Annotated in this window: 15 protein-coding genes, 1 tRNA gene and 3 pseudogenes; 12 read left to right on the top strand and 7 right to left on the bottom strand. The window is 59.7% G+C overall.

From position 1 onward, the window contains the following. Nucleotides 1-55 precede the first annotated feature (55 nt). Nucleotides 56-646 (bottom strand): TetR/AcrR family transcriptional regulator, encoded by a 591-nt coding sequence (locus tag ASE71_RS06150; RefSeq protein ID WP_060520121.1) that lies wholly within the window; start codon nucleotides 644-646, stop codon nucleotides 56-58. Between the two features lie 97 nt (nucleotides 647-743). On the opposite strand from ASE71_RS06150, the gene ASE71_RS06145 reads away from it, so the two are divergent. Genes ASE71_RS06145 through ASE71_RS06135 form a run of 3 tightly spaced genes read left to right on the top strand, consistent with a single transcriptional unit; the run spans nucleotide 744 to nucleotide 5,715 of the window. Then, nucleotides 744-1,856, top strand: a complete 1,113-nt coding sequence (locus ASE71_RS06145; RefSeq protein ID WP_060520122.1) for an efflux RND transporter periplasmic adaptor subunit — start codon at nucleotides 744-746, stop codon at nucleotides 1,854-1,856. After that, complete coding sequence (locus ASE71_RS06140) at nucleotides 1,856-4,969, top strand: efflux RND transporter permease subunit (protein WP_060520123.1); 3,114 nt, start codon at nucleotides 1,856-1,858, stop codon at nucleotides 4,967-4,969. Before ASE71_RS06145 ends, ASE71_RS06140 begins: the two co-directional genes overlap by 1 nt. Before the next feature lie 5 nt (nucleotides 4,970-4,974). Then, on the top strand, nucleotides 4,975-5,715 hold the full coding sequence (locus ASE71_RS06135) for a TetR/AcrR family transcriptional regulator (protein ID WP_060520124.1): 741 nt from the start codon (nucleotides 4,975-4,977) through the stop codon (nucleotides 5,713-5,715). 102 nt (nucleotides 5,716-5,817) lie between these two features. On the opposite strand, the gene ASE71_RS36780 is transcribed toward ASE71_RS06135, so the two are convergent. Then, nucleotides 5,818-6,090, bottom strand: a complete 273-nt coding sequence (locus ASE71_RS36780; protein WP_244496895.1) for a PaaI family thioesterase — start codon at nucleotides 6,088-6,090, stop codon at nucleotides 5,818-5,820. 489 nt (nucleotides 6,091-6,579) lie between these two features. Here ASE71_RS36780 and ASE71_RS06125 point away from each other — a divergent pair, with 489 nt between their 5' ends. After that, nucleotides 6,580-7,398: an oxidoreductase gene (locus ASE71_RS06125; protein ID WP_060520125.1), complete on the top strand. Its 819-nt coding sequence runs from the start codon at nucleotides 6,580-6,582 to the stop codon at nucleotides 7,396-7,398. A 1,015-nt stretch (nucleotides 7,399-8,413) separates the two neighbouring features. Here ASE71_RS06125 and ASE71_RS34895 read toward each other — a convergent pair. After that, nucleotides 8,414-8,890: a substrate-binding domain-containing protein gene (locus ASE71_RS34895; protein WP_060539287.1), complete on the bottom strand. Its 477-nt coding sequence runs from the start codon at nucleotides 8,888-8,890 to the stop codon at nucleotides 8,414-8,416. A gap of 122 nt (nucleotides 8,891-9,012) precedes the next feature. Beyond that, nucleotides 9,013-9,147: pseudogene (locus ASE71_RS37330) on the bottom strand (LacI family transcriptional regulator); the annotation flags it as partial. A gap of 65 nt (nucleotides 9,148-9,212) precedes the next feature. Between ASE71_RS37330 and ASE71_RS06110 the strand changes: the two are divergent. Together ASE71_RS06110 and ASE71_RS37325 are read left to right on the top strand one after the other, a co-directional pair. Next, a pseudogene (locus tag ASE71_RS06110) lies at nucleotides 9,213-10,520 on the top strand (NAD-dependent succinate-semialdehyde dehydrogenase); the annotation flags it as partial. Nucleotides 10,521-10,541: 21 nt separating this feature from the next. After that, nucleotides 10,542-10,766, top strand: a complete 225-nt coding sequence (locus tag ASE71_RS37325) for an FAD-dependent oxidoreductase (RefSeq protein ID WP_274533441.1) — start codon at nucleotides 10,542-10,544, stop codon at nucleotides 10,764-10,766. 272 nt (nucleotides 10,767-11,038) lie between these two features. Here ASE71_RS37325 and ASE71_RS06105 read toward each other — a convergent pair whose 3' ends face one another. Together ASE71_RS06105 and ASE71_RS06100 are read right to left on the bottom strand one after the other, a co-directional pair. Next, a complete protein-coding gene (locus tag ASE71_RS06105; RefSeq protein WP_060520128.1) occupies nucleotides 11,039-12,025 on the bottom strand; it encodes an NAD(P)H-quinone oxidoreductase in 987 nt (328 codons plus the stop codon). Between the two features lie 11 nt (nucleotides 12,026-12,036). Then, the gene (locus tag ASE71_RS06100; RefSeq protein ID WP_060520129.1) at nucleotides 12,037-12,573 is read right to left on the bottom strand and encodes a hypothetical protein; all 537 of its coding nucleotides are present in this window, start codon (nucleotides 12,571-12,573) and stop codon (nucleotides 12,037-12,039) included. 118 nt (nucleotides 12,574-12,691) lie between these two features. Between ASE71_RS06100 and ASE71_RS36775 the strand changes: the two are divergent. Together ASE71_RS36775 and ASE71_RS06095 are read left to right on the top strand one after the other, a co-directional pair. Continuing rightward, nucleotides 12,692-12,877 (top strand): annotated as a pseudogene (locus ASE71_RS36775) (helix-turn-helix domain-containing protein); the annotation flags it as partial. Nucleotides 12,878-12,913: 36 nt separating this feature from the next. Then, nucleotides 12,914-13,606, top strand: a complete 693-nt coding sequence (locus ASE71_RS06095) for a substrate binding domain-containing protein (protein WP_244496896.1) — start codon at nucleotides 12,914-12,916, stop codon at nucleotides 13,604-13,606. A gap of 177 nt (nucleotides 13,607-13,783) precedes the next feature. Here ASE71_RS06095 and ASE71_RS06090 read toward each other — a convergent pair. Then, nucleotides 13,784-13,859: transfer RNA gene (locus ASE71_RS06090), tRNA-Ile, on the bottom strand. A 359-nt stretch (nucleotides 13,860-14,218) separates the two neighbouring features. Between ASE71_RS06090 and ASE71_RS06085 the strand changes: the two genes are divergently transcribed. From ASE71_RS06085 to ASE71_RS36770, 4 genes are all read left to right on the top strand, one after another. Further along, nucleotides 14,219-15,262: a substrate-binding domain-containing protein gene (locus ASE71_RS06085; RefSeq protein WP_060520131.1), complete on the top strand. Its 1,044-nt coding sequence runs from the start codon at nucleotides 14,219-14,221 to the stop codon at nucleotides 15,260-15,262. 24 nt (nucleotides 15,263-15,286) lie between these two features. Then, nucleotides 15,287-16,525, top strand: coding sequence for a sugar ABC transporter permease (locus ASE71_RS06080; RefSeq protein WP_063891197.1), 1,239 nt, complete (start codon nucleotides 15,287-15,289; stop codon nucleotides 16,523-16,525). Then, nucleotides 16,522-17,283 (top strand): ATP-binding cassette domain-containing protein, encoded by a 762-nt coding sequence (locus ASE71_RS06075; protein WP_060520133.1) that lies wholly within the window; start codon nucleotides 16,522-16,524, stop codon nucleotides 17,281-17,283. Before ASE71_RS06080 ends, ASE71_RS06075 begins: the two co-directional genes overlap by 4 nt. Nucleotides 17,284-17,315: 32 nt before the next feature. Then, a partial coding sequence (locus ASE71_RS36770) for an SDR family NAD(P)-dependent oxidoreductase (protein ID WP_244497355.1) occupies nucleotides 17,316-17,702 on the top strand: 387 nt, incomplete at its 3' end.

Genomic DNA, 17,702 nt, shown 5'->3' with positions numbered 1-17,702 from the left:
CGCAATCTCGCGGACCATAAATGCTGAACCGGTTGAGAACTTGTCGTTCCGCTCATCACTCGACCGGCTCCGTGGCCGCGACACGCTTTGCTTCAGTCGCTGCTGCTTCAAGTAGACGGTCTGCCAACTTCTCGTCCGTCACGATGCGTGACAGAGTGACCGCGCCAACCATGAGCGCGAGCATCGCCATGGCCTTGCGGGGTGCATCGCCATCGTCGCCGCTGGCCGGCAACAGTTCTTCGATAACCTGCAGGTGACCTTTGATCCCGTCCTGAAACGGCTTGCGGACGTCGACGCTCTGGCGAGCCGCATCAGATCCAAGGGCGACCAGCGGGCAGCCGTCTCCGGTTTCCCCGCGGTGCCCTGCCGAAAGATAGAGATCGATGACGCCCTGAAGCGGATCCGCGCTCGATGCGGCGACCGAGGACCATCTGCGCGTCGCGCTTTCCAACGCTCGCCGCGACGCAAGTGCTGCCAGATCATCCTTGGATTCGAACTGCTTATAGAAGCCGCCCTGCGTAAGACCGGCACCTTTCATCAAATCCTTGAGGCCGATGCCATCGAAGCCGCGCTCGCGAAAGAGCCTGCTGGCGACGTTGATGACCGTCTCGCGATTCGCTTCGGCCTGGGCACGACTGACCCTCATGATCGTCTCCTTTTAGATTTCAGTTGACATCTATAATGCTCTTAGAGTTAGATTGCAATCTAAGAATTATGCCGCCCCCGTCAAGAAGGCCAGTGCCATGAAACGAAAAATCCTCCTCTCAACAGTGGCAGTGGTCGCCCTCGTCGGTGTCGCCGCTGCGATTTTCCTACTCCCGTCGACGAGCAAGGATGCGGAGGCCGCGGATCCACGCAGTCTGGCTCCGCTCGTCAGCGTCACAAAAGCCAAGACCCCAGACACAGCAAACCGAAGCTTCACCGGCACGGTTGCTGCCCGGGTGCAGAGCGATCTCGGCTTCCGTGTTCCGGGAAAGATCGTCGAACGGTTTGTCGGCCTTGGCGAAGAAGTCAAAGCCGGGCAGCCATTGATGCGGGTTGACGACACCGATCTGCGCCTTGCTCTATCCGCAAAGCGCAACGCCGTTGCTGCGGCCAAGGCAACATTCATTCAGGTGCAGGCCGACGAGCGGCGGTATGCTGCCCTCGTCAAGAACGGCTTGGCAGCTTCTCCGCAGAGATACGAACAGTCGAAGGCAGCGTTCGACACCGCGACTGCCCAGCTCGCAGCGGCCGAAGCAGGGGCGAAGGTCGCGGAAAATGAGGCCGCATATGCGGTTCTCGTGGCGGACGCGGACGGCACGATCGTTGAGACGCTCGGCGAGCCGGGACAGGTGGTCTCGGCAGGCCAGCCGGTCGTCCGGCTCGCCAAAGCAGGACCTCGCGAAGCACTCGTTTGGTTGCCTGAAAATCTCAGGCCCGAGATTGGTGCCGTCGCGCAGGCCACCATCTATGGCCGGAGCACGACCGAAAAGGCGGCCCTCAGGCAGATCTCCGATGCCGCCGATCCTCAAACCCGTACCTATGAAACGCGCTGGGTATTGCAGGGTTCTGCGGGGTCCGCGCCCTTGGGGGCAACGGTCACGATAAGCCTGCAGAACGAAGCGGCACAGTTACATGCCGAGGTCCCCGTTGGCGCGCTTCTCGATGACGGTGCTCGCACGGGTGTCTGGGTTTTGGATGAGCAGAGTTCCAGTGTTCATTTCCGGGAAGTGAAGGTCGAGCGGGTCGGCGAAGAGAAGGCCATAGTCTCGAACCTGAGGGCCGGGGAGGCGATCGTTGCCCTTGGAGCGCATCTGCTTCGGGACGGCGCAAGTGTGCGCACCGGCGTGGAAAAAGCAGAGGCGGCAAACTGATGAGCTTCAATCTCTCCGCGCTCGCTGTTCGTGAGCGAGCCGTCACCCTGTTCTTCATCGTCCTGCTGGCCGCCGCCGGCGCCTATGCCTTCGTCAAGCTGGGCCGAGCAGAAGACCCGTCATTCACCATCAAGACGCTGACCGTTACCTCTGTTTGGCCGGGTGCGACCGCGCGCGAAATGCAGGATCTGGTCGCCGAACCGCTCGAAAAGCGCATCCAGGAACTGACCTGGTACGATCGTGTGGAAACGACTACGCGACCCGGTTACGCCTTCCTGACAGTGACGCTAAAGGACAACACTCCAGCGTCGGCCGTCGAGGGAGAATTCTATCAAGCGCGCAAGAAACTTGGCGACGAAGCTCGTAATCTTCCTCCAGGAGTGATCGGTCCTTTCGTCAACGACGAGTACTCCGACGTCAGCTTCGCCCTCTATGCCTTGAAGGCGAAGGGCATGGCCATGCGTGATCTCGTGCGGCAGGCCGAGACGATCCGTCAGGACATGCTTCACGTCCCGGGCGTAAAAAAGATAAACATTCTCGGCGAGCAGCCGGAACAGATTTTCGTGGAGTTTTCCTATTCCAAGCTGGCAACGCTTGGGATCTCGGCGCAAGACATCGCTGCTGCCCTGCAACGACGCAATACAGTGACCCCCGCAGGATCGATCGATACGCAGGGTCCCCAGGTGTTTATCCGGTTCGACGGTGCCTATGACAGCGTCGAGTCGATTGCCGAGACGCCGATCGTCGCGGGTGGACGTGTCCTGAAGCTGTCGGATTTCGCCGAGGTGCGCCGCGGCTATCAGGATCCCGCCACCTATGTCATTCGCCATGACGGCGAGCCCGCCATCATGCTTGGGGTGGTGATGCAGCAGGCCTGGAACGGGCTGGAACTCGGCAAGGCACTGGAAGAACGATCTTCCAAAATCGCGGAAAGTCTGCCGCTAGGCATCACGCTCGCAAAGGTGAGCGACCAGGCTGTCAATATCCAGGAAGCCGTCGGCGAATTCATGCTGAAGTTCGCCATGGCACTCGGCGTCGTCCTGTTCGTGAGCCTCGTTAGCCTGGGCTGGCGCGTCGGTATCGTCGTAGCGCTTGCCGTTCCGCTGACGCTCGGCGTCGTCTTCCTGATCATGCTGGAAACCGGGCGGTTTTTCGACCGCATCACACTTGGCGCGTTGATTCTCGCACTCGGTCTGCTCGTCGACGATGCCATCATCGCCATCGAGGTGATGGTGGTGAAGATGGAAGAAGGCATGGACCGCATCAAGGCGGCCGCCTATGCCTGGAGCCACACGGCCGCCCCGATGCTGTCCGGCACCCTGGTGACGATCATCGGGTTGATGCCGGTCGGCTTTGCCAGATCAACCGCCGGCGAATATGCCGGCAATATCTTCTGGATCGTCGGTTTCGCGCTGATCGTCTCCTGGATCGTGGCGGTGATCTTCACGCCGTATCTCGGCGTCAAGATGCTGCCCGCAATCAAGCCGGTGGAGGGCGGTCATCACGCCATCTACAACACCCCGAATTACCGGCGCCTTCGCAGCCTCATCGAGTTCGCGGTCCGTCACAAGTTCCTGACCTGCGGTCTCGTCGGTGTCGTCATGGCCGTCTCGGTCGTCGGCATGGGATCCGTAAAGCAGCAGTTCTTCCCGACGTCGGATCGCCCCGAAGTTCTGGTGGAAGTGCGCATGCCGGAAGGAACCAGCATTGAGACGACCACTGCAACGGTCGAGAAACTCGAAGGCTGGCTGAAAGAGCAGCCCGAAACGAAGATTGCCACCAGCTACGTCGGCCAGGGTGCACCGCGCTTCTTTTTCGCCATGGCGCCCGAACTGCCAGACCCGGCATTCGCCAAGATCGTCGTGCTGACACCCGATGCGCATGGACGCGAAGCCTTGAAGCATCGCCTGCGCGCGGCGATCTCCAACGGCCTTGCGCCAGAAGCTTACGTGCGGGTGACACAACTCGTATTCGGCCCTTATACGCCGTTCCCGGTCGAGTTTCGCATCATGGGACCGGATCCGGATGAATTGTATAAAATCTCCGAACAAGCCCTCGCAATCATGAAGACTGTGCCCGACCTTCGCCAAGCAAACCGCGACTGGGGCAATCGCACACCTGTACTGCGCTTTATTCCCGATCAGGACCGGCTCAACCTTATCGGCCTTTCTCCTTCGGAGGCCGCCCAACAGATGCAGTTGTTGCTGAGTGGGGTGCCAATCACGCAGGTTCGCGAAAACATTCGTAACGTTCCGGTAGTCGCGCGCAGCGCCGGTGAAAACAGGCTCGATCCCTCGAGGCTGGCGGACTTTTCGCTGATGAGCAGGAATGGCCGTCCGGTTCCGCTCGATCAGATTGGCCACTCCGAGATCCGCTTCGAAGAGCCGATCATGAAGCGCCGCGACCGCACTCCGGTCATCACCATCCGCTCGGACATCAACGAGGCAACGCAGCCGCCGGAAGTTTCGCAGCAAGTCATGCAGGCACTTCAGCCGCTGATTGCTTCGCTACCCGTCGGCTACCGCATCGAAATGGGTGGCAACATCGAAGAGTCGCTGAAAGCGAACCTGGCCCTCGTCCAGATTTTCCCGGCCATGATTGCCGCCATGCTCATCGTCATCATCCTTCAGGTTCGGAGCCTGTCGACGATGACGATGGTGATGCTGACGGGGCCGCTCGGGCTCGCAGGAGTGGTTCCGGTCTTGCTCGTCTTCAACCAACCTTTCGGTTTCAACGCTATCCTCGGCTTGATTGGATTGGCCGGCATCCTGATGCGCAACACGTTGATCCTGACGGAACAGATCAAGGAAAATCAGGCGGCGGGTCTGGATGACTACCATGCGGTCATCGAAGCCACCGTGCAAAGAACGAGGCCGGTCATCCTGACGGCGTTGGCTGCCGTGCTCGCATTCATTCCGTTGACGCACTCGGTCTTCTGGGGATCGATGGCCTATACGCTGATCGGCGGCACGGCCGTCGGAACAGTGATGATCCTGCTGTTCCTGCCGGCGCTTTACGCGACCTGGTTCCGGATCAAGCCGCCTAAGAGGGAGCCGCATCCGCAGTCGGAGGAGGGGGCTCCCAACCTTAAACTGGCGATTGCGGCGGAGTGACCCTCATGTCCAGTCTATGCACTCGCCTGGCCGACCCTGAGAAGGAAAAAGACAGCGGCTCAGCATCGATGGTCCGGAAAGCCCATTGGGCGTCCCGTGGACCTAAACCGAACAGTCAAGAGTTCGAGGTATATTCCACAGATTCGGACGGTGTTGTTTTGGCGCGGTGGCGCAAACTTATTCTGGATGTCGCGGAAGAGCACATTCGCCGTATCGGTCATCGCAAGACAACAGTTGCTGACATAGCGTTCAACCTGGGTGCAAGCCGAGCGAGCGTGTATCGTTTTTTTCCCACGAGAGCGGCAATAAATCAGAGTGTCTGTGCCCGGATTGCGAACAGGACCCTCGACGACGCGCGCGAAATCTCGCAAGGGAGCGCTCCGGCAAGCATCAGGCTTGCTGAGATGTTCGCCGCTCTTCATCAACATACTCAGTTGCAACTGGTGGAAGAACGGCACAGTCACGAGCTTTTCGTCGCCGCCACAGACGGCAAGTGGGAGGTCGCGAAGTGGTACTTCGATGAAATGACGAGGATATTTGAAGCGACTATTCGTGAGGGCTTGGAGGCCGGGGAACTCAAGGGCGGGGATGCAGGCAACGCTGCTCGCTGCGTTATGGTGGCGCTAATTCCGTTCGTTCACCCGCGCCTCATAGAGGAGCGGATTGCGAAGGGCGGCGATTTGAAATCTGAACTCGAAGCCCAGACCCACTTCGTACGGCGGGCTCTAGCGAAGGTGCCGCGATGACCAGGTGCTCAGTTCCCAGAGACTGATGGTCATCCCCTGAAATTTGTCGTTTCGGTTCAATCAGCGTCAGTTGTCGCCCCTACAGATCGGGCTGACGGAGGCCTAGCCGCCTTTCGGCACGATCATGCAAGTCGAAGTGCCGTGCGCGTGAACTTTACCCTGCAACGTCTCTATTCTTCCCTCCAGGATTATGATGGTCCGGCTACGCGAAAGGACATGGCCTACAATTCGCAATTCTCCGCTATCGGCGAGGATCGGATGAACGAACTTCACTGACGTTTCCAGGGTGGGACATAGTTCACCGGGCTTGAGCGTCGTATGCGCGGCGAGCGCCATGGACGTGTCCAGCATCGTCATGCTCCAGCCGCCGTGCACGGTGTTCAACGTGTTGACAAAACGTGGTTCGGGAGAAGCCCTCAGTTCAACGGCGCCTCGTTCGGTGACAGGAGGAGGAACGGCAGCAACTCTGCCATCGGTGGGCGTGGCCGGCTTCCTTTTGCAAGGCTTTGTACGAACGCAAGGCCAGTGAGTGTTGCCGAATTCGACGACGGGTTGGTGGATGTCAGGGGTTCGCTTCCGTGTGTCATTGCTGGGTCAGCCTCTTTGGTTCCATGTGGGAAGTTCCGCAACTGGCGCGGGGCCGATTGCCTGCTCACCATCAAACTCGTGCTTCTCTCCGGATGCGCCGTTCACGGAGATTTTTAACCCTCCTCGTCTGAGGCCACTTGATTTTTTATATTATGAATGACATCTAAAAGCAAGATAGATTGCAATCAAAATCTATCAAAATTATGCTGCCGCGCGTCAGCCTGCCTGATGAGCCACAGGTCAGAACCGAAAACAAATTGGATAGAGGAGGCCACTGTGCCCGAACAGAAAGTTGTAGTGATCACGGGGGCGTCCTCAGGGATTGGCGAGGCAACCGCCGGTCTTCTCGCGCAGAACGGCTACCGTGTATTCGGCGGCGCGCGCGATCTGAAGCGGGCCAGATCGATTTCCGGCGTGACGTTCGGGACCCTGGATGTGACTGATGACGCATCCGTTGCGAGCTTTGTCGATTGGATTCTGTCCGAGGCCGGAAAGATCGACATCCTGATCAATAATGCCGGTGTTTCTTTGGCGGGCCCGGTCGAACACACTTCGATTGCGGAAGCAACGAAGGTCTTTGATGTCAACGTCTTCGGCCCGCTTCGCATGATCCGCGCCGTCCTGCCGTCAATGCGAAGCGAACGCAGCGGGCTAATAATTAATATCAGCTCAGTTCTGGGCTTCCTGCCGGCGCCGTTCATGGGAATCTACGCCAGCACCAAACACGCTCTCGAGGGCATGTCCGAATCTCTCGACCACGAGATCCGCGACTTCAACGTGCGCGTTATCCTGATGGAACCAACGTTCACGAACACCAATCTCGACGTGAATGCCGCGAATACGGAGGCGCCCTTGGGCGTTTATGCCAGCCAGGCCGAAGCGACGATGAAGACTGTTCTGGCTAAGATCAAATCTGCGCCAGCTCCGATCTTGGTTGCAGAAAAAATCCTGGTCGCCCTCAAGAGCCCGTACAAAATGCGTCAGCCTGTCGGGGGGCAAGCGACTCTTCTAAGCCGCCTGCGCAGGTTCATGCCAGCAAAGGCGGTCGATGGGAGTCTGCGAAAGACGTTCGGATTTGGTAAGGCGCGATCCTGATAGGCCCGGTTGAATTGTCCGGAGCTTAAGGGCGTGTACACGTCGAGGTCCCTCAGGCTTCCCAAACAACTCGAGCAGTTCGCTCGCCTGGCGCTTGCAGGGCCAGATGTCGTCGCCTTCGGCAGCGCTCGTTCGATCGCTGCCGTTTGCTCCGTCTCCCCCACCTCGGCCACATGCCTTGCTACCGCCCTTGGCTTCGACAGTTTTCGGGATTTCAAGTTATTCTTTCAACGGCACCTAAGGAGAACTGCGAACTCCTAGACCCGCTGGTGTGTTTATTGGGCTTCGGTCGGCCGAGGCCTCTGCGGCGGCCACCTTTATCTCGTCGAGGCGAGTAACGGTCAGCGACCGCTCTGGGGTCAGCACCGGAAATTGCGGGCGCTATAGGCGAATGACAGCGTTGGGTCGAGACGGGACGATCGCAGCTTCCGAGGTTAACGTCTGGAAGTGGCGAACCGCGACCTCCAGGGTCGTCGCCGCCAACGTCTGCTTTTCGGACGTGGCAAAGCTGGTCTCTACGGCCGAGATGGGGCGCAATGCTGTCGTTTGCAGACCTAAGCGTGGACGCGCCTTACGCGCCGGACAGAACGTGCTTCCAAGAGCCCTGCAAGTCGTGTTGCTGTGATGTTCACCCTTTGGGCCACGAAGATCGCATAATGTATTATCTGTATCGTTGGATCGGTTTAGCTGCTTAGCCGCCTGCTCCGCTACCGAATGTTTGAGCATACCAGATACCTGTGCTGCACGAAGGACGCCCCTGCAACCTTCTACTGGCATACAAAGTTCCAATGAGAGGCGATTCTGGCCAACGGCCATGTCGAGGTGGAGTGCGGGAGGGTTAATCGGGACCTGTCCGCCAAGGAGCGGCGCGTCGTCACGGTCGATGGCTGACTTTGAGCTGACGGGCATAGTATGCGCAAGGAAATTTGGCCCGGCGAACGTGCGGGTCCGGTGATCCGTGACTGCCTCCGGGGGCGGAGCGGGGTGGTTTTCTAATCTAGCTACTGCGGCGATGTTACAACGTGAACCGGGTATCGATCATGCGCGACTCGGTAGGCTTCTCGCCGTTGAGGTGGTCTTCGATCAACCGCGCGGCTTCACGGCCGATTAGATCGCCGGAGGGGCGAATCGTGGTGAGGGGCGGATTGCATGCAGCGCTGAAGCTGAGATCGCCGAAGCCGACCACGGCCAGCCGGTCCGGCACGGCGATTTTCCGCCGTTCGCACGCGAACAGTGCGCCGAGCGCGATGTGATCGTTCGAACAAGCGATACCGTCGGTGTCGGGATGGAGCCGCAAGGCTTCCGCCAAAAGCATTGAGCCGATTTCAGCAGAGGCCGTATCTGGATGTTCGGCGACCTTGGCGACCGCGCCGGCGGCGTGCGCAGCTTGCAGGAAGCCGTCACAGCGTTGTTTGGCGCGTCGGTCCTGATGCATGCGGGCGCCGAGGAAGACAAGATTGCGGCGACCCTGTTGGATAAGGTGTTCTGGCACCGCAACGCCGACCTGATCGTGATGAAACCCGATGGCTGCGTCGATCTGCGGACGCCGAGCTCCCAGATTTCGATAACGGGAATGGTGACGTTGGCGAGCAGGCGGCGCGTTGCGGCACTATGCGACAGTCCGGTTAGGACAATGGCTGCCGTTGCCCATGACAACGCCATGCGCACCAGTTCCTCTTCTTCTTGCTCGTCATATTCGGTGTGGCCGAGGATGAGTTGCAGGCGCTGCTTCTTGAGTGCTGTCTGCATGGACGCGACCGTCTCGGCAAAGAACGCGTTGCGCACTGAAGGGACAAGGATGCTAACAGCGCGAGGAAGTCGCCACCGCCATCGACGCCGGCGAGACCGCGCATAAACTCTGGGCCAAGCGCACCGCCAAAGAACGCGCCAAGGTGCTGAACACCTGGTTCCAACTCATCCTCGAGAATGCCGATGATCTGGCGCTAATCCTAACTTCGGAACAGGGCAAACCGCTTGCAGAGGCCAGGGGCGAGGTGATCTCCAACGCTGCCTGCCTCGAATGGTTCGCCGAAGAGGCCAAACGCATCGACGGCGATATCATCCCCGGCGCCAATGCGGGCCAGCGCATCATGGTGCTGAAGCAGCCCGTCGGCGTCTGCGCCGCCATCACGCCATGGAATTTCCCGAACGGCATGATCACCCGCAAAGCCGGGCCGGCACTGGCTGCCGGCTGCTCCATGCTCCTAAAGCCCGCCTCGCAGACGCCGCTCTCGGCGTTGGCGCTCGCCGTGCTCGCCGAGCGGGCGGGCGTACCAGCGGGCGTGTTTTCCGTCGTCACCGGCGAGGCGCGGCCGATCGGCACGGAGTTCTGCCAGAATCCGAAGATCGCCAAAATCACCTTCACCGGCTCGACCGGCGTTGGCCGCTGGCTGATGAAGGAAGCCGCGGACGGCATCAAGCGCCTTTCCCTGGAGCTTGGCGGCAACGCGCCGTTCATCATCTTCGACGACGCCGATCTCGATGCGGCCGTGGAAGGCGCCATGATCTCGAAGTTCCGCAATGCAGGGCAAACCTGTGTCTGCGCCAACCGCATCTATGCGCAGGAAAGCGTTGTCGAAGCTTTCACGGAAAAGCTGCTGGCCAAGGTCGCGACACTGACGCTGGGCCGAGGCACGGAGGCCGGCGTTAGCCTGGGCCCGCTGATCGACGATAAGGCCGTCGCAAAGATGGAGGAGCATGTGGCCGACGCGCTCGAAAAGGGCGGGCGGCTGCTCGCAGGCGGCAAGCGCAGCGCACTCGGCGGTAGCTTCTACGAGCCAACCGTCATTGCTGGCGTCACCCAGTCGATGAAAGTTGCCAAAGAAGAAACCTTCGCTCCGCTCGCGCCCATCATCGCCTTCAAGGATGAAGCCGATGTGACCTCCATGGCGAACGACAGCGAGTTTGGCCTCGCCTCCTATTTCTACGCCAAGGACATAGCGCGTGTCTTCCGTGTCGCCGAGGCGCTGGAGGCCGGAATGGTCGGCGTCAACACGGGCATGATCGCAAACGAGATGGCGCCGTTCGGCGGCATCAAACAGTCAGGTCTCGGGCGCGAGGGTTCGAGGTACGGCATCGAGGGCTTCCTCGAGTTGAAGTATGTCTGTGTTGCCGGACTGTGAAGGTGGGCCTTCGACTACGACATTCTCGTCATCGGCGGCGGCATCAATGGCTGCGGCGTCGCGCGTGACGCGGCCGGCCGCGGCTACAAGGTACCGCTAACCGAAATGAACGACCTCGCCAGCGGCACGTCTTCGGCCTCCACCAAATCCTGCAGAGCGCGCTCGTTTGATTTTTCAGACTATGTTGGACTAAATGTCCTCGGTCTGCCAAAAGTCCTTGAGGACGCGATTGCCGTTATCTTATAGAACGGGGTCGGGCGACCGATTGACGTCACGTTGCTGCCGCGAGATCACGCTGGCCGTCCTACTATTTTTTGCCTTCTGACTCCGGTCGGCAACGGTAGCGGGTACGTTTTTCCCGTCGGATCGATCTGCTGGACCCTTGCAGCAACCCGGGTCGCTTTGGCGGTCAGTATCGTGGTATCGCCGGTTCGATTCCCATCAAGGCGGCCCGCCTAAACAATGACGGAGCTGCAGTTCCGATCCCTTCGAGGCGTGGTGGGCCACACCTGCCTGCGTCATTCATGAAAACCAGTCAGAATGACCTTCCCAAATAGCCCGCCGGCCTCCATTCGTCGATGGGCGTCCGATGTAGCCGTGATTGGATATACCGCGCCAATGACCGGCCGTAGCTCCTTTCCCATCATCGGCAGCATCTCGTCCCGGAACCGGCGGATCATCGCTCTCTTCTCCAACCGCGACCTGGATTTCATGACCGTGCCCATCAATTGTATGTGGTTGTGAAGCAAGATATCGAGAGGAATAATGGCATTGTCATCGCGCCCCAGCAGGCCGACCTGAACGAGGCGACCGCCCGGCGCGAGGCTTCTGATGTTGCGCGCCAGATAGGACCCGCCGACGAAGTCGATGATCAGATCCACACCGCGAGAAGCTGTCGCGTCAATGCTCTCTGCCTCGAAGTCGGCCTGCTTGTAGTCGAACACAGCATCTGCACCGAGCGATAGCACATTTTCGATGTTGCTTGTGGACGCCGTGGCCAACACCGTAGCTCCGACAGCCTTTGCGAGTTGAACGGCAGCCGATCCGACTCCGCCCGCGGCAGCATGAACGAGAACTGTCTCACCTTCCGCAGCTTTGCCGAGGTGCGAAAGCGCCTCCCAAGCAGTCACGAAACTTTCCATGACCGCGGCTGCGTCGATGAAGGACAGGCCGGCCGGAATGACCGCGGCCATGCCGCTGTCGAGACGCGCATACTGGGCATAGGCGCCACCACCGACAATGCCCATGACAGGGTCGCCAACGGCAAAGCCGCTGGCTGCCTTTCCGACGGCTATCACTTCTCCTGCGACCTCAAGGCCCAGAATGTTGCTATCGCCGTAAGTCTGAGAACCGTAGACACCTTCACGTTGAAGAAGGTCAGCGCGGTTTACACCTGCCGCCATGACCTTAACCAGGAGGTCGTCGGGACGCACCTCAGGCATTGGAGCTTCGCCAAGCCGCATGATATCTGCGCCTCCGAAGTCATCGAAGATGATCGCTTTCATCGCAAGGGTCCTTACTTCGAAAGCGCGCGCCGGGCGATGCTGGCGGCAAATAGCGGAGTTTCGCGCCGGTTATGGTCTCCGCCTGCAGCCTGGCGGGCTGCTGCAGCGTCTTCATAGGTGACGCCACGGTCTTGGATAAAGGTCATGAACGCATCCGTCGGATGGGCGGTGACCTTGTTGGTGTAGCGCGTCCTGCGGTCGTCGATCTTCTCGGCAATGAGCTCCCAGACGACATTGACCTGGGTGCGTCCGTTGGCGGTGAAGACATCCGAAATCGAGTTCATGCGGCAATAGGCTGGTTCAGCAACCTCGGCGACATAGTGCTGCACGACGAGGCCCGAGCCGATCTGCTCGACATTGATCGACATGCGACGGCCGTCGTCGGTCCAGGTGACGCCGGCTGCGATGTGGTCGGGCGGGCAGCAGCCGAGATATTCGGCTTCGGGCAGGTTGAAGAGCCAATCGGCGATGTCGATCTTTTCGAGCGGAACGTCAATCTGTGCGGAATAGGCGGATTGTGAGAGAATTGTATCGAGGACCTTGACCATGGGAGTGTTCCTTCTGTTTGGTGAGCAAAACTGCCCGTTGACGAGAAGGAATGTGCTCCTGATGCCCTCGAATGATAACCAACTGAATGGTCGGAACGGTTTTGCGTCGTAGGCAAAGATGAGGGACCCACGCTTCGCCGAACATCTGGCGGTTTATGTCGACGTCGTCCGCGCGGGCAGCTTTTCGGCCGCGTCCCGGCGTCGGGCTGTCACTCCCTCGGCTATCGTCCGTCAGGTCGATGCGCTTGAGCAGGACCTGGGAGTCCCGCTCCTTGTGCGCTCTACACGGGCGCTATCTTTGACGGACGCGGGACGTCACCTTTTTGAACGGGCGCAGCGCTTGCTTGACGATCTCGCCGATACCCATGCCGAGGTTGCAGCGTTTGACAGTGCGGTCAGCGGCACGCTGCGGATCGCTTGCTTCCCGACCTTCGGAAAACGCTATGTCATTCCTGTTCTGGCGTCGCTTGCGCAGCAACACCCGAGCTTGCATGTCGAGCTGGATCTGACCGAGCGGCTGGCCGACCCGGTTGCAGAGCGGCTCGATTTGGTGGTGAGAATGGGAGAGCTATCGGACAGCACGCTGATCGCGACCAAACTGGCACCTCACGATCGCATCGTCGTGGCGAGCCCTACTTATCTTGAGCACTATGGCGTGCCGGACAGTGAAGACGCGCTCCGCCAACATCGTGTCCTCGACAAGCTCCATGGCAATGATCTTCTTGGCTGGTCGCATATTGTCGGGGCGCCGACTGCAGAAACTTGTGAGCACGTCGTCTTCCGGTCCGACGATTTTGAAGCGTTGAACGGGGCCGCGATCGAGGGAATGGGTGTGGCATTCCTGCCGAGCTGGGTCTCAGGACCTTCAGTCCAGGTGGGTGACCTTGTGCGCCTTTCGCTATCGGGCGAAGGGTGGAATGAGAGGCCTTCGGGGATCTACCTCCTGCGCGCGCTCCAAGTGCCATCTGCCAAAGTCAGGGCATTCACAGAGGCGCTGAAAAGTCATATCGGGGCTCCACCACGCTGGAACTGAAGGGGCGGTGACCGCAAGCTGGCTTCCCTAAAAGCCGACGCGATAGCCGCCAGTCATAGTTGCAGTGGTGCGGCAGAGTCCGTTCAAGACTCCCACGAGGATTTACCAGCAGCAGCAAGCGGCGCGATCTGCTGGCTGTTCAGACGATTGGTAAATTACCAGGAGCAGAACGCTTATTGGTGGGCCCGGCAGGACTCGAACCTGCAACCAATCGGTTATGAGCCGATGGCTCTAACCATTGAGCTACAGCCCCCACAAAAGTTCCGAAAGGCAGCAACCCGTTTGCTCAGGCTCGGGTTGCGATGGTGCTTAGCAAACTCTGGCTCTACGTGGGAAGCAGGCCCGAGCCGCCGCTAGCGAAGATTGACCTCTGACGGGCAGTGGCACTGACCGTTGGGAGATTTCCCACCGGGCGCCCGCGTGTTGCGGGCGGTAGGGAGCCACAGCTCGGAGCCGAAGACGGCTTTCAGTGTTCGTAAGTTGGCTCTAAAAAGCCTTATTGACTCCAATATGTATCTGCTTTAAACAAATACAAATGGCGCGACGGGAGGTCGTGCTGATGCGTGCGCAGGGAGATACCGCACGCAAATCTCATTCGAAGGGAGGAGCCTAATGTCGAAATTTTCGAAAATCCTTGCTGCTAGCGTTGCCACGTTGGCACTCATCACTGGCGCATCCTCGGCCTTCGCCCAGGATGCAGTTGGTGTCAGTTGGCGCTATTTTCAGGACGAACGCTGGAAGATCGACGAAGCTGCGATGAAGTCGGTCTTCGACGGAGCGGGCGTAGAATACGTCGGGATCGACGCGCAGGGTGATCCGCAGAAGCAGGCTGCCGACATAGAAAGCCTCATCGCTCGCGGCGTGAAGGTGCTGATTATCGTCGCCCAGGATGCCAAGGCAATCATCCCCGTCATTGAGTCGGCGAAGCGTGAAAACATCACCGTCATAGCGTATGATGCCCCAATCGACACGGGCGACGTGCTCTACACCAGTTTCGACAACGTAGCCGTCGGCCGGGTGATGGGCGAAGCTCTCCTCAAGGCAGTGCCTAAGGGAAACTGGGTGGCCATGGATGGCGATCCGGCGCAGACGATCATGCAGGTCTTCAAGAGTGGCCAGATGCAGGCTGTGCAAGGCGCAGTCGACAAGGGTGATATCAAGTTCGTCGCACAGCAGAACGTGGAGCAGTGGAAGCCTGACGTCGCGCAGGCTCTCATGGAGCAAGTGCTGACTGCAAACGACAACAAGGTCGACGCCGTCCTCGCCATGAACGACAGCATCGCCAATGGCGTCGCCGCAGCGCTAGCAAGCCAAAATCTCCTCGGAAGAGTTGCCATCTCCGGTCAGGACGGCGACAAGAACGTGCTGAACCGCATCGCCAAGGGGCAGCAAACCATGACCGTCTGGAAAGACGCCAATGCGCTGGGAACTGTGGCAGCGAAGGCGGCTGTCGAGATTATCAAGGGCGCCAAGATCGACTCGGTCACCGGCGTGTCGCCGGGCACTACCGACTCCGGAGCATCGCAACCCGCCATTATCCTCGATCCGATCGCCATCACGCGAGACAACCTCGACCTCGTTGTACAGTCCGGCTGGATTTCGAAGGATGCGCTGTGCAACGGCGTGACCGAAAATCCGCCGAAGGCGTGCGAATAGCCCGCGACATCCAGGAGTTTTGCAATGACAACGGTGTCCCAGCCCGTGTCCAGTTCAAGTAAGGTCCTCCCCCGCTTGCTACGCGCGATCGGGGGAGGGCACGCCGATACGCGCCTGATGGCGATGGTCGGCGTGCTCGCCTTGATCTGGCTCTGCGCCAACATTCTCACCGGCGGAGTTTTTCTGTCGCCGCGCAACCTGTTCAATCTGTCGCTTCAGGTGTCGGTCGTCGCAATTATGGCGTCCGGCATGATCCTGGTGATCGTGACCCGCCATATCGATCTGTCGGTCGGTTCTCAAGTTGGCTTTCTTGGCGTTCTCGGCGGCCTCGTTCAAAGCGTATGGTTCCCCGACAGCATCCATGCTTGGTGGCTCGCCTGTCTGGTCATGCTGGGCGGCGGCGTGCTCATTGGCCTCATCCAAGGCGCCCTGGTGGCTTACGCGCGCATACCCTCCTTTGTCGTGACCCTCGGAGGGCTGCTCTTCCTCCGAAACGCGGCCTATGAACTGAACGATGGAACGACCATCGCCCCCCTCAGCGAGACTTTTCAAATTCTGGGTGGCGGTCAGAACGGCGTTCTCGGCGGGCCGATGAGCTGGATCTTCGCGTTCTTGGTCGCAGCAATTGTCATGGGCAGCCTAGTGCGCAAGCACCGTCGTAAGCGTCTGCTAGGCATCCAGAAGCCGCTTCAGATAGCCGACTACTTCTCTGCGGCAGCCTGGTGCGCGTGCGCCTTCGGTTTCGTCGCGATTATGAACAGCTACAACAAGCCGGGGACGGACGAACCGATGGGGCTCGCGTTCCCCGTCCTGATCCTGATCGGTGTGACGGCGGCGATGACCCTCATAGCCAAACGACACAGGTTCGGAAGACACGTGTTCGCCGTCGGCGGCGATCCGCAGAGCGCGCGTCTGACCGGCATCAACACGCAGCGCGTCGTCCTAAAGGTTTTCGCTCTTATGGGGCTGCTTTCGGGCCTCGCATCCATAGTTCTGACCGCGAGGCTAAATGCGGCGGCGAGCGGCGCTGGCACGATGATGGAACTTTACGTCATCGCTGCGGCCGTCATTGGCGGAACTTCGCTTGCCGGCGGCGCCGGGACTATCCTGGGAGGATGCGTCGGCGCTCTCATCATGCAGAGCCTGCAGAGTGCCATGGTGCTTCTCGGAATCCCGAGCCCCACGCAAAGCATGGTTCTTGCAGGAGTTCTCGTCCTGGCCGTCTGGATCGATACGATGTGGCGCGAAAGGAGGCCATCATGACGACCCCTTTGCTCGAGGCTCGCAACGTCAACAAGGCGTTTGGAGGCGTTCACGCGGTAGAGAATGTCAGCGTTTCGCTCATGCCTGGCGAAGTCGTGGCTCTGCTCGGCCACAACGGCGCGGGGAAGTCCACCTTCATCAAGATGCTCTCGGGCGTCTTTCCGGCAGACAGCGGGGAAATCCTGATCGACGGAAAACCGGTCGACATCCGCTCACCGCACGACGCCCAGGAACTGGGGATCGAAACAATCCATCAGACGCTCGCGCTCGCCGACAATCTCGATGCCGTTTCCAACCTCTTCCTCGGGCGCGAGCAGACCGATCGCTTCGGGTTTCTCGACACGGAAGCGATGGAACACGGCGCGCGGCAGACGATCGAGCGGATGCGCTTGAGGATCCCATCGCTCAATGCGTCGGTCCGCTCGATGTCGGGCGGACAGAGACAAGCAGTCGCGATCGCGCGGGCGTTGCATTTCAACGCTCGCATCCTGATCATGGATGAACCCACTGCAGCCCTAGGCCCCGAGGAAACCAAGAATGTGGGCCTGCTCATTCAGGAACTGAAGCGGCAGGGGCTGGGGATCTTTTTGATCAGTCATGACATGCACGACGTCTTCCAGCTCTCCGATCGGATCACGGTCATGAAGTCAGGGAGGGTTGTTGGGTCCTACCCAACTAAGGAACTGACGCAGGACGACGCGCTCGAAATGATTATCCTAGGCCGCAAGCCAGCCAGGTTCGCCGCCGCGACCGCATAATCAGCGACAACAGAAGCGAGTGGAATTTCGAAATGACAGTTAAAGCACCAAATTTCAGTCTCGATGGCAAGGTGGCGTTGGTAACCGGCGCTGCGCGTGGCATCGGTCGGGCGTGTGCGCTAGCCTGTGCAGCTGCCGGGGCCGATGTGATCATTGGCGTGCGTAACGTCGAGGCAGTCGGGGATCTCGTGGCGGAACTGGAAAGCACGGGCCGCCGTGTCCTCGCGGTCCCGATGGATATCTCCGACAGCCGCCAGATCACACAAGCGGTCGACACCGCGTTGGCGACCTTCGAGACGATTGATATCCTAGTGAACAACGTTGGCGTGGCGCCTGGCAACCTTGCGGAACTTGTTGAAGAGAAGGATGTCGACCAGATCCTGAACGTCAACATCAAGGGCACCTTCTTGGTCACCCAA

It is taken from the genome of Ensifer sp. Root954, from assembly GCF_001429005.1.
Classification (GTDB): Bacteria; Pseudomonadota; Alphaproteobacteria; order Rhizobiales; family Rhizobiaceae; genus Ensifer; species Ensifer adhaerens.
Note: the sequence above shows the minus strand (reverse complement) of the source record. Positions and strands in the feature narration are given on the sequence as shown.

Bases quoted from the DNA above. Each gene is read 5' to 3' on its own strand.
- ASE71_RS06150 (WP_060520121.1), bottom strand. From the start codon at position 646: ATGAGGGTCAGTCGTGCCCAGGCCGAAGCGAATCGCGAGACGGTCATC.
- ASE71_RS06145 (WP_060520122.1), top strand. From the start codon at position 744: ATGAAACGAAAAATCCTCCTCTCAACAGTGGCAGTGGTCGCCCTCGTC.
- ASE71_RS06140 (WP_060520123.1), top strand. From the start codon at position 1,856: ATGAGCTTCAATCTCTCCGCGCTCGCTGTTCGTGAGCGAGCCGTCACC.
- ASE71_RS06135 (WP_060520124.1), top strand. From the start codon at position 4,975: ATGTCCAGTCTATGCACTCGCCTGGCCGACCCTGAGAAGGAAAAAGAC.
- ASE71_RS06105 (WP_060520128.1), bottom strand. From the start codon at position 12,025: ATGAAAGCGATCATCTTCGATGACTTCGGAGGCGCAGATATCATGCGG.
- ASE71_RS06100 (WP_060520129.1), bottom strand. From the start codon at position 12,573: ATGGTCAAGGTCCTCGATACAATTCTCTCACAATCCGCCTATTCCGCA.
- ASE71_RS06085 (WP_060520131.1), top strand. From the start codon at position 14,219: ATGTCGAAATTTTCGAAAATCCTTGCTGCTAGCGTTGCCACGTTGGCA.
- ASE71_RS06080 (WP_063891197.1), top strand. From the start codon at position 15,287: ATGACAACGGTGTCCCAGCCCGTGTCCAGTTCAAGTAAGGTCCTCCCC.
- ASE71_RS06075 (WP_060520133.1), top strand. From the start codon at position 16,522: ATGACGACCCCTTTGCTCGAGGCTCGCAACGTCAACAAGGCGTTTGGA.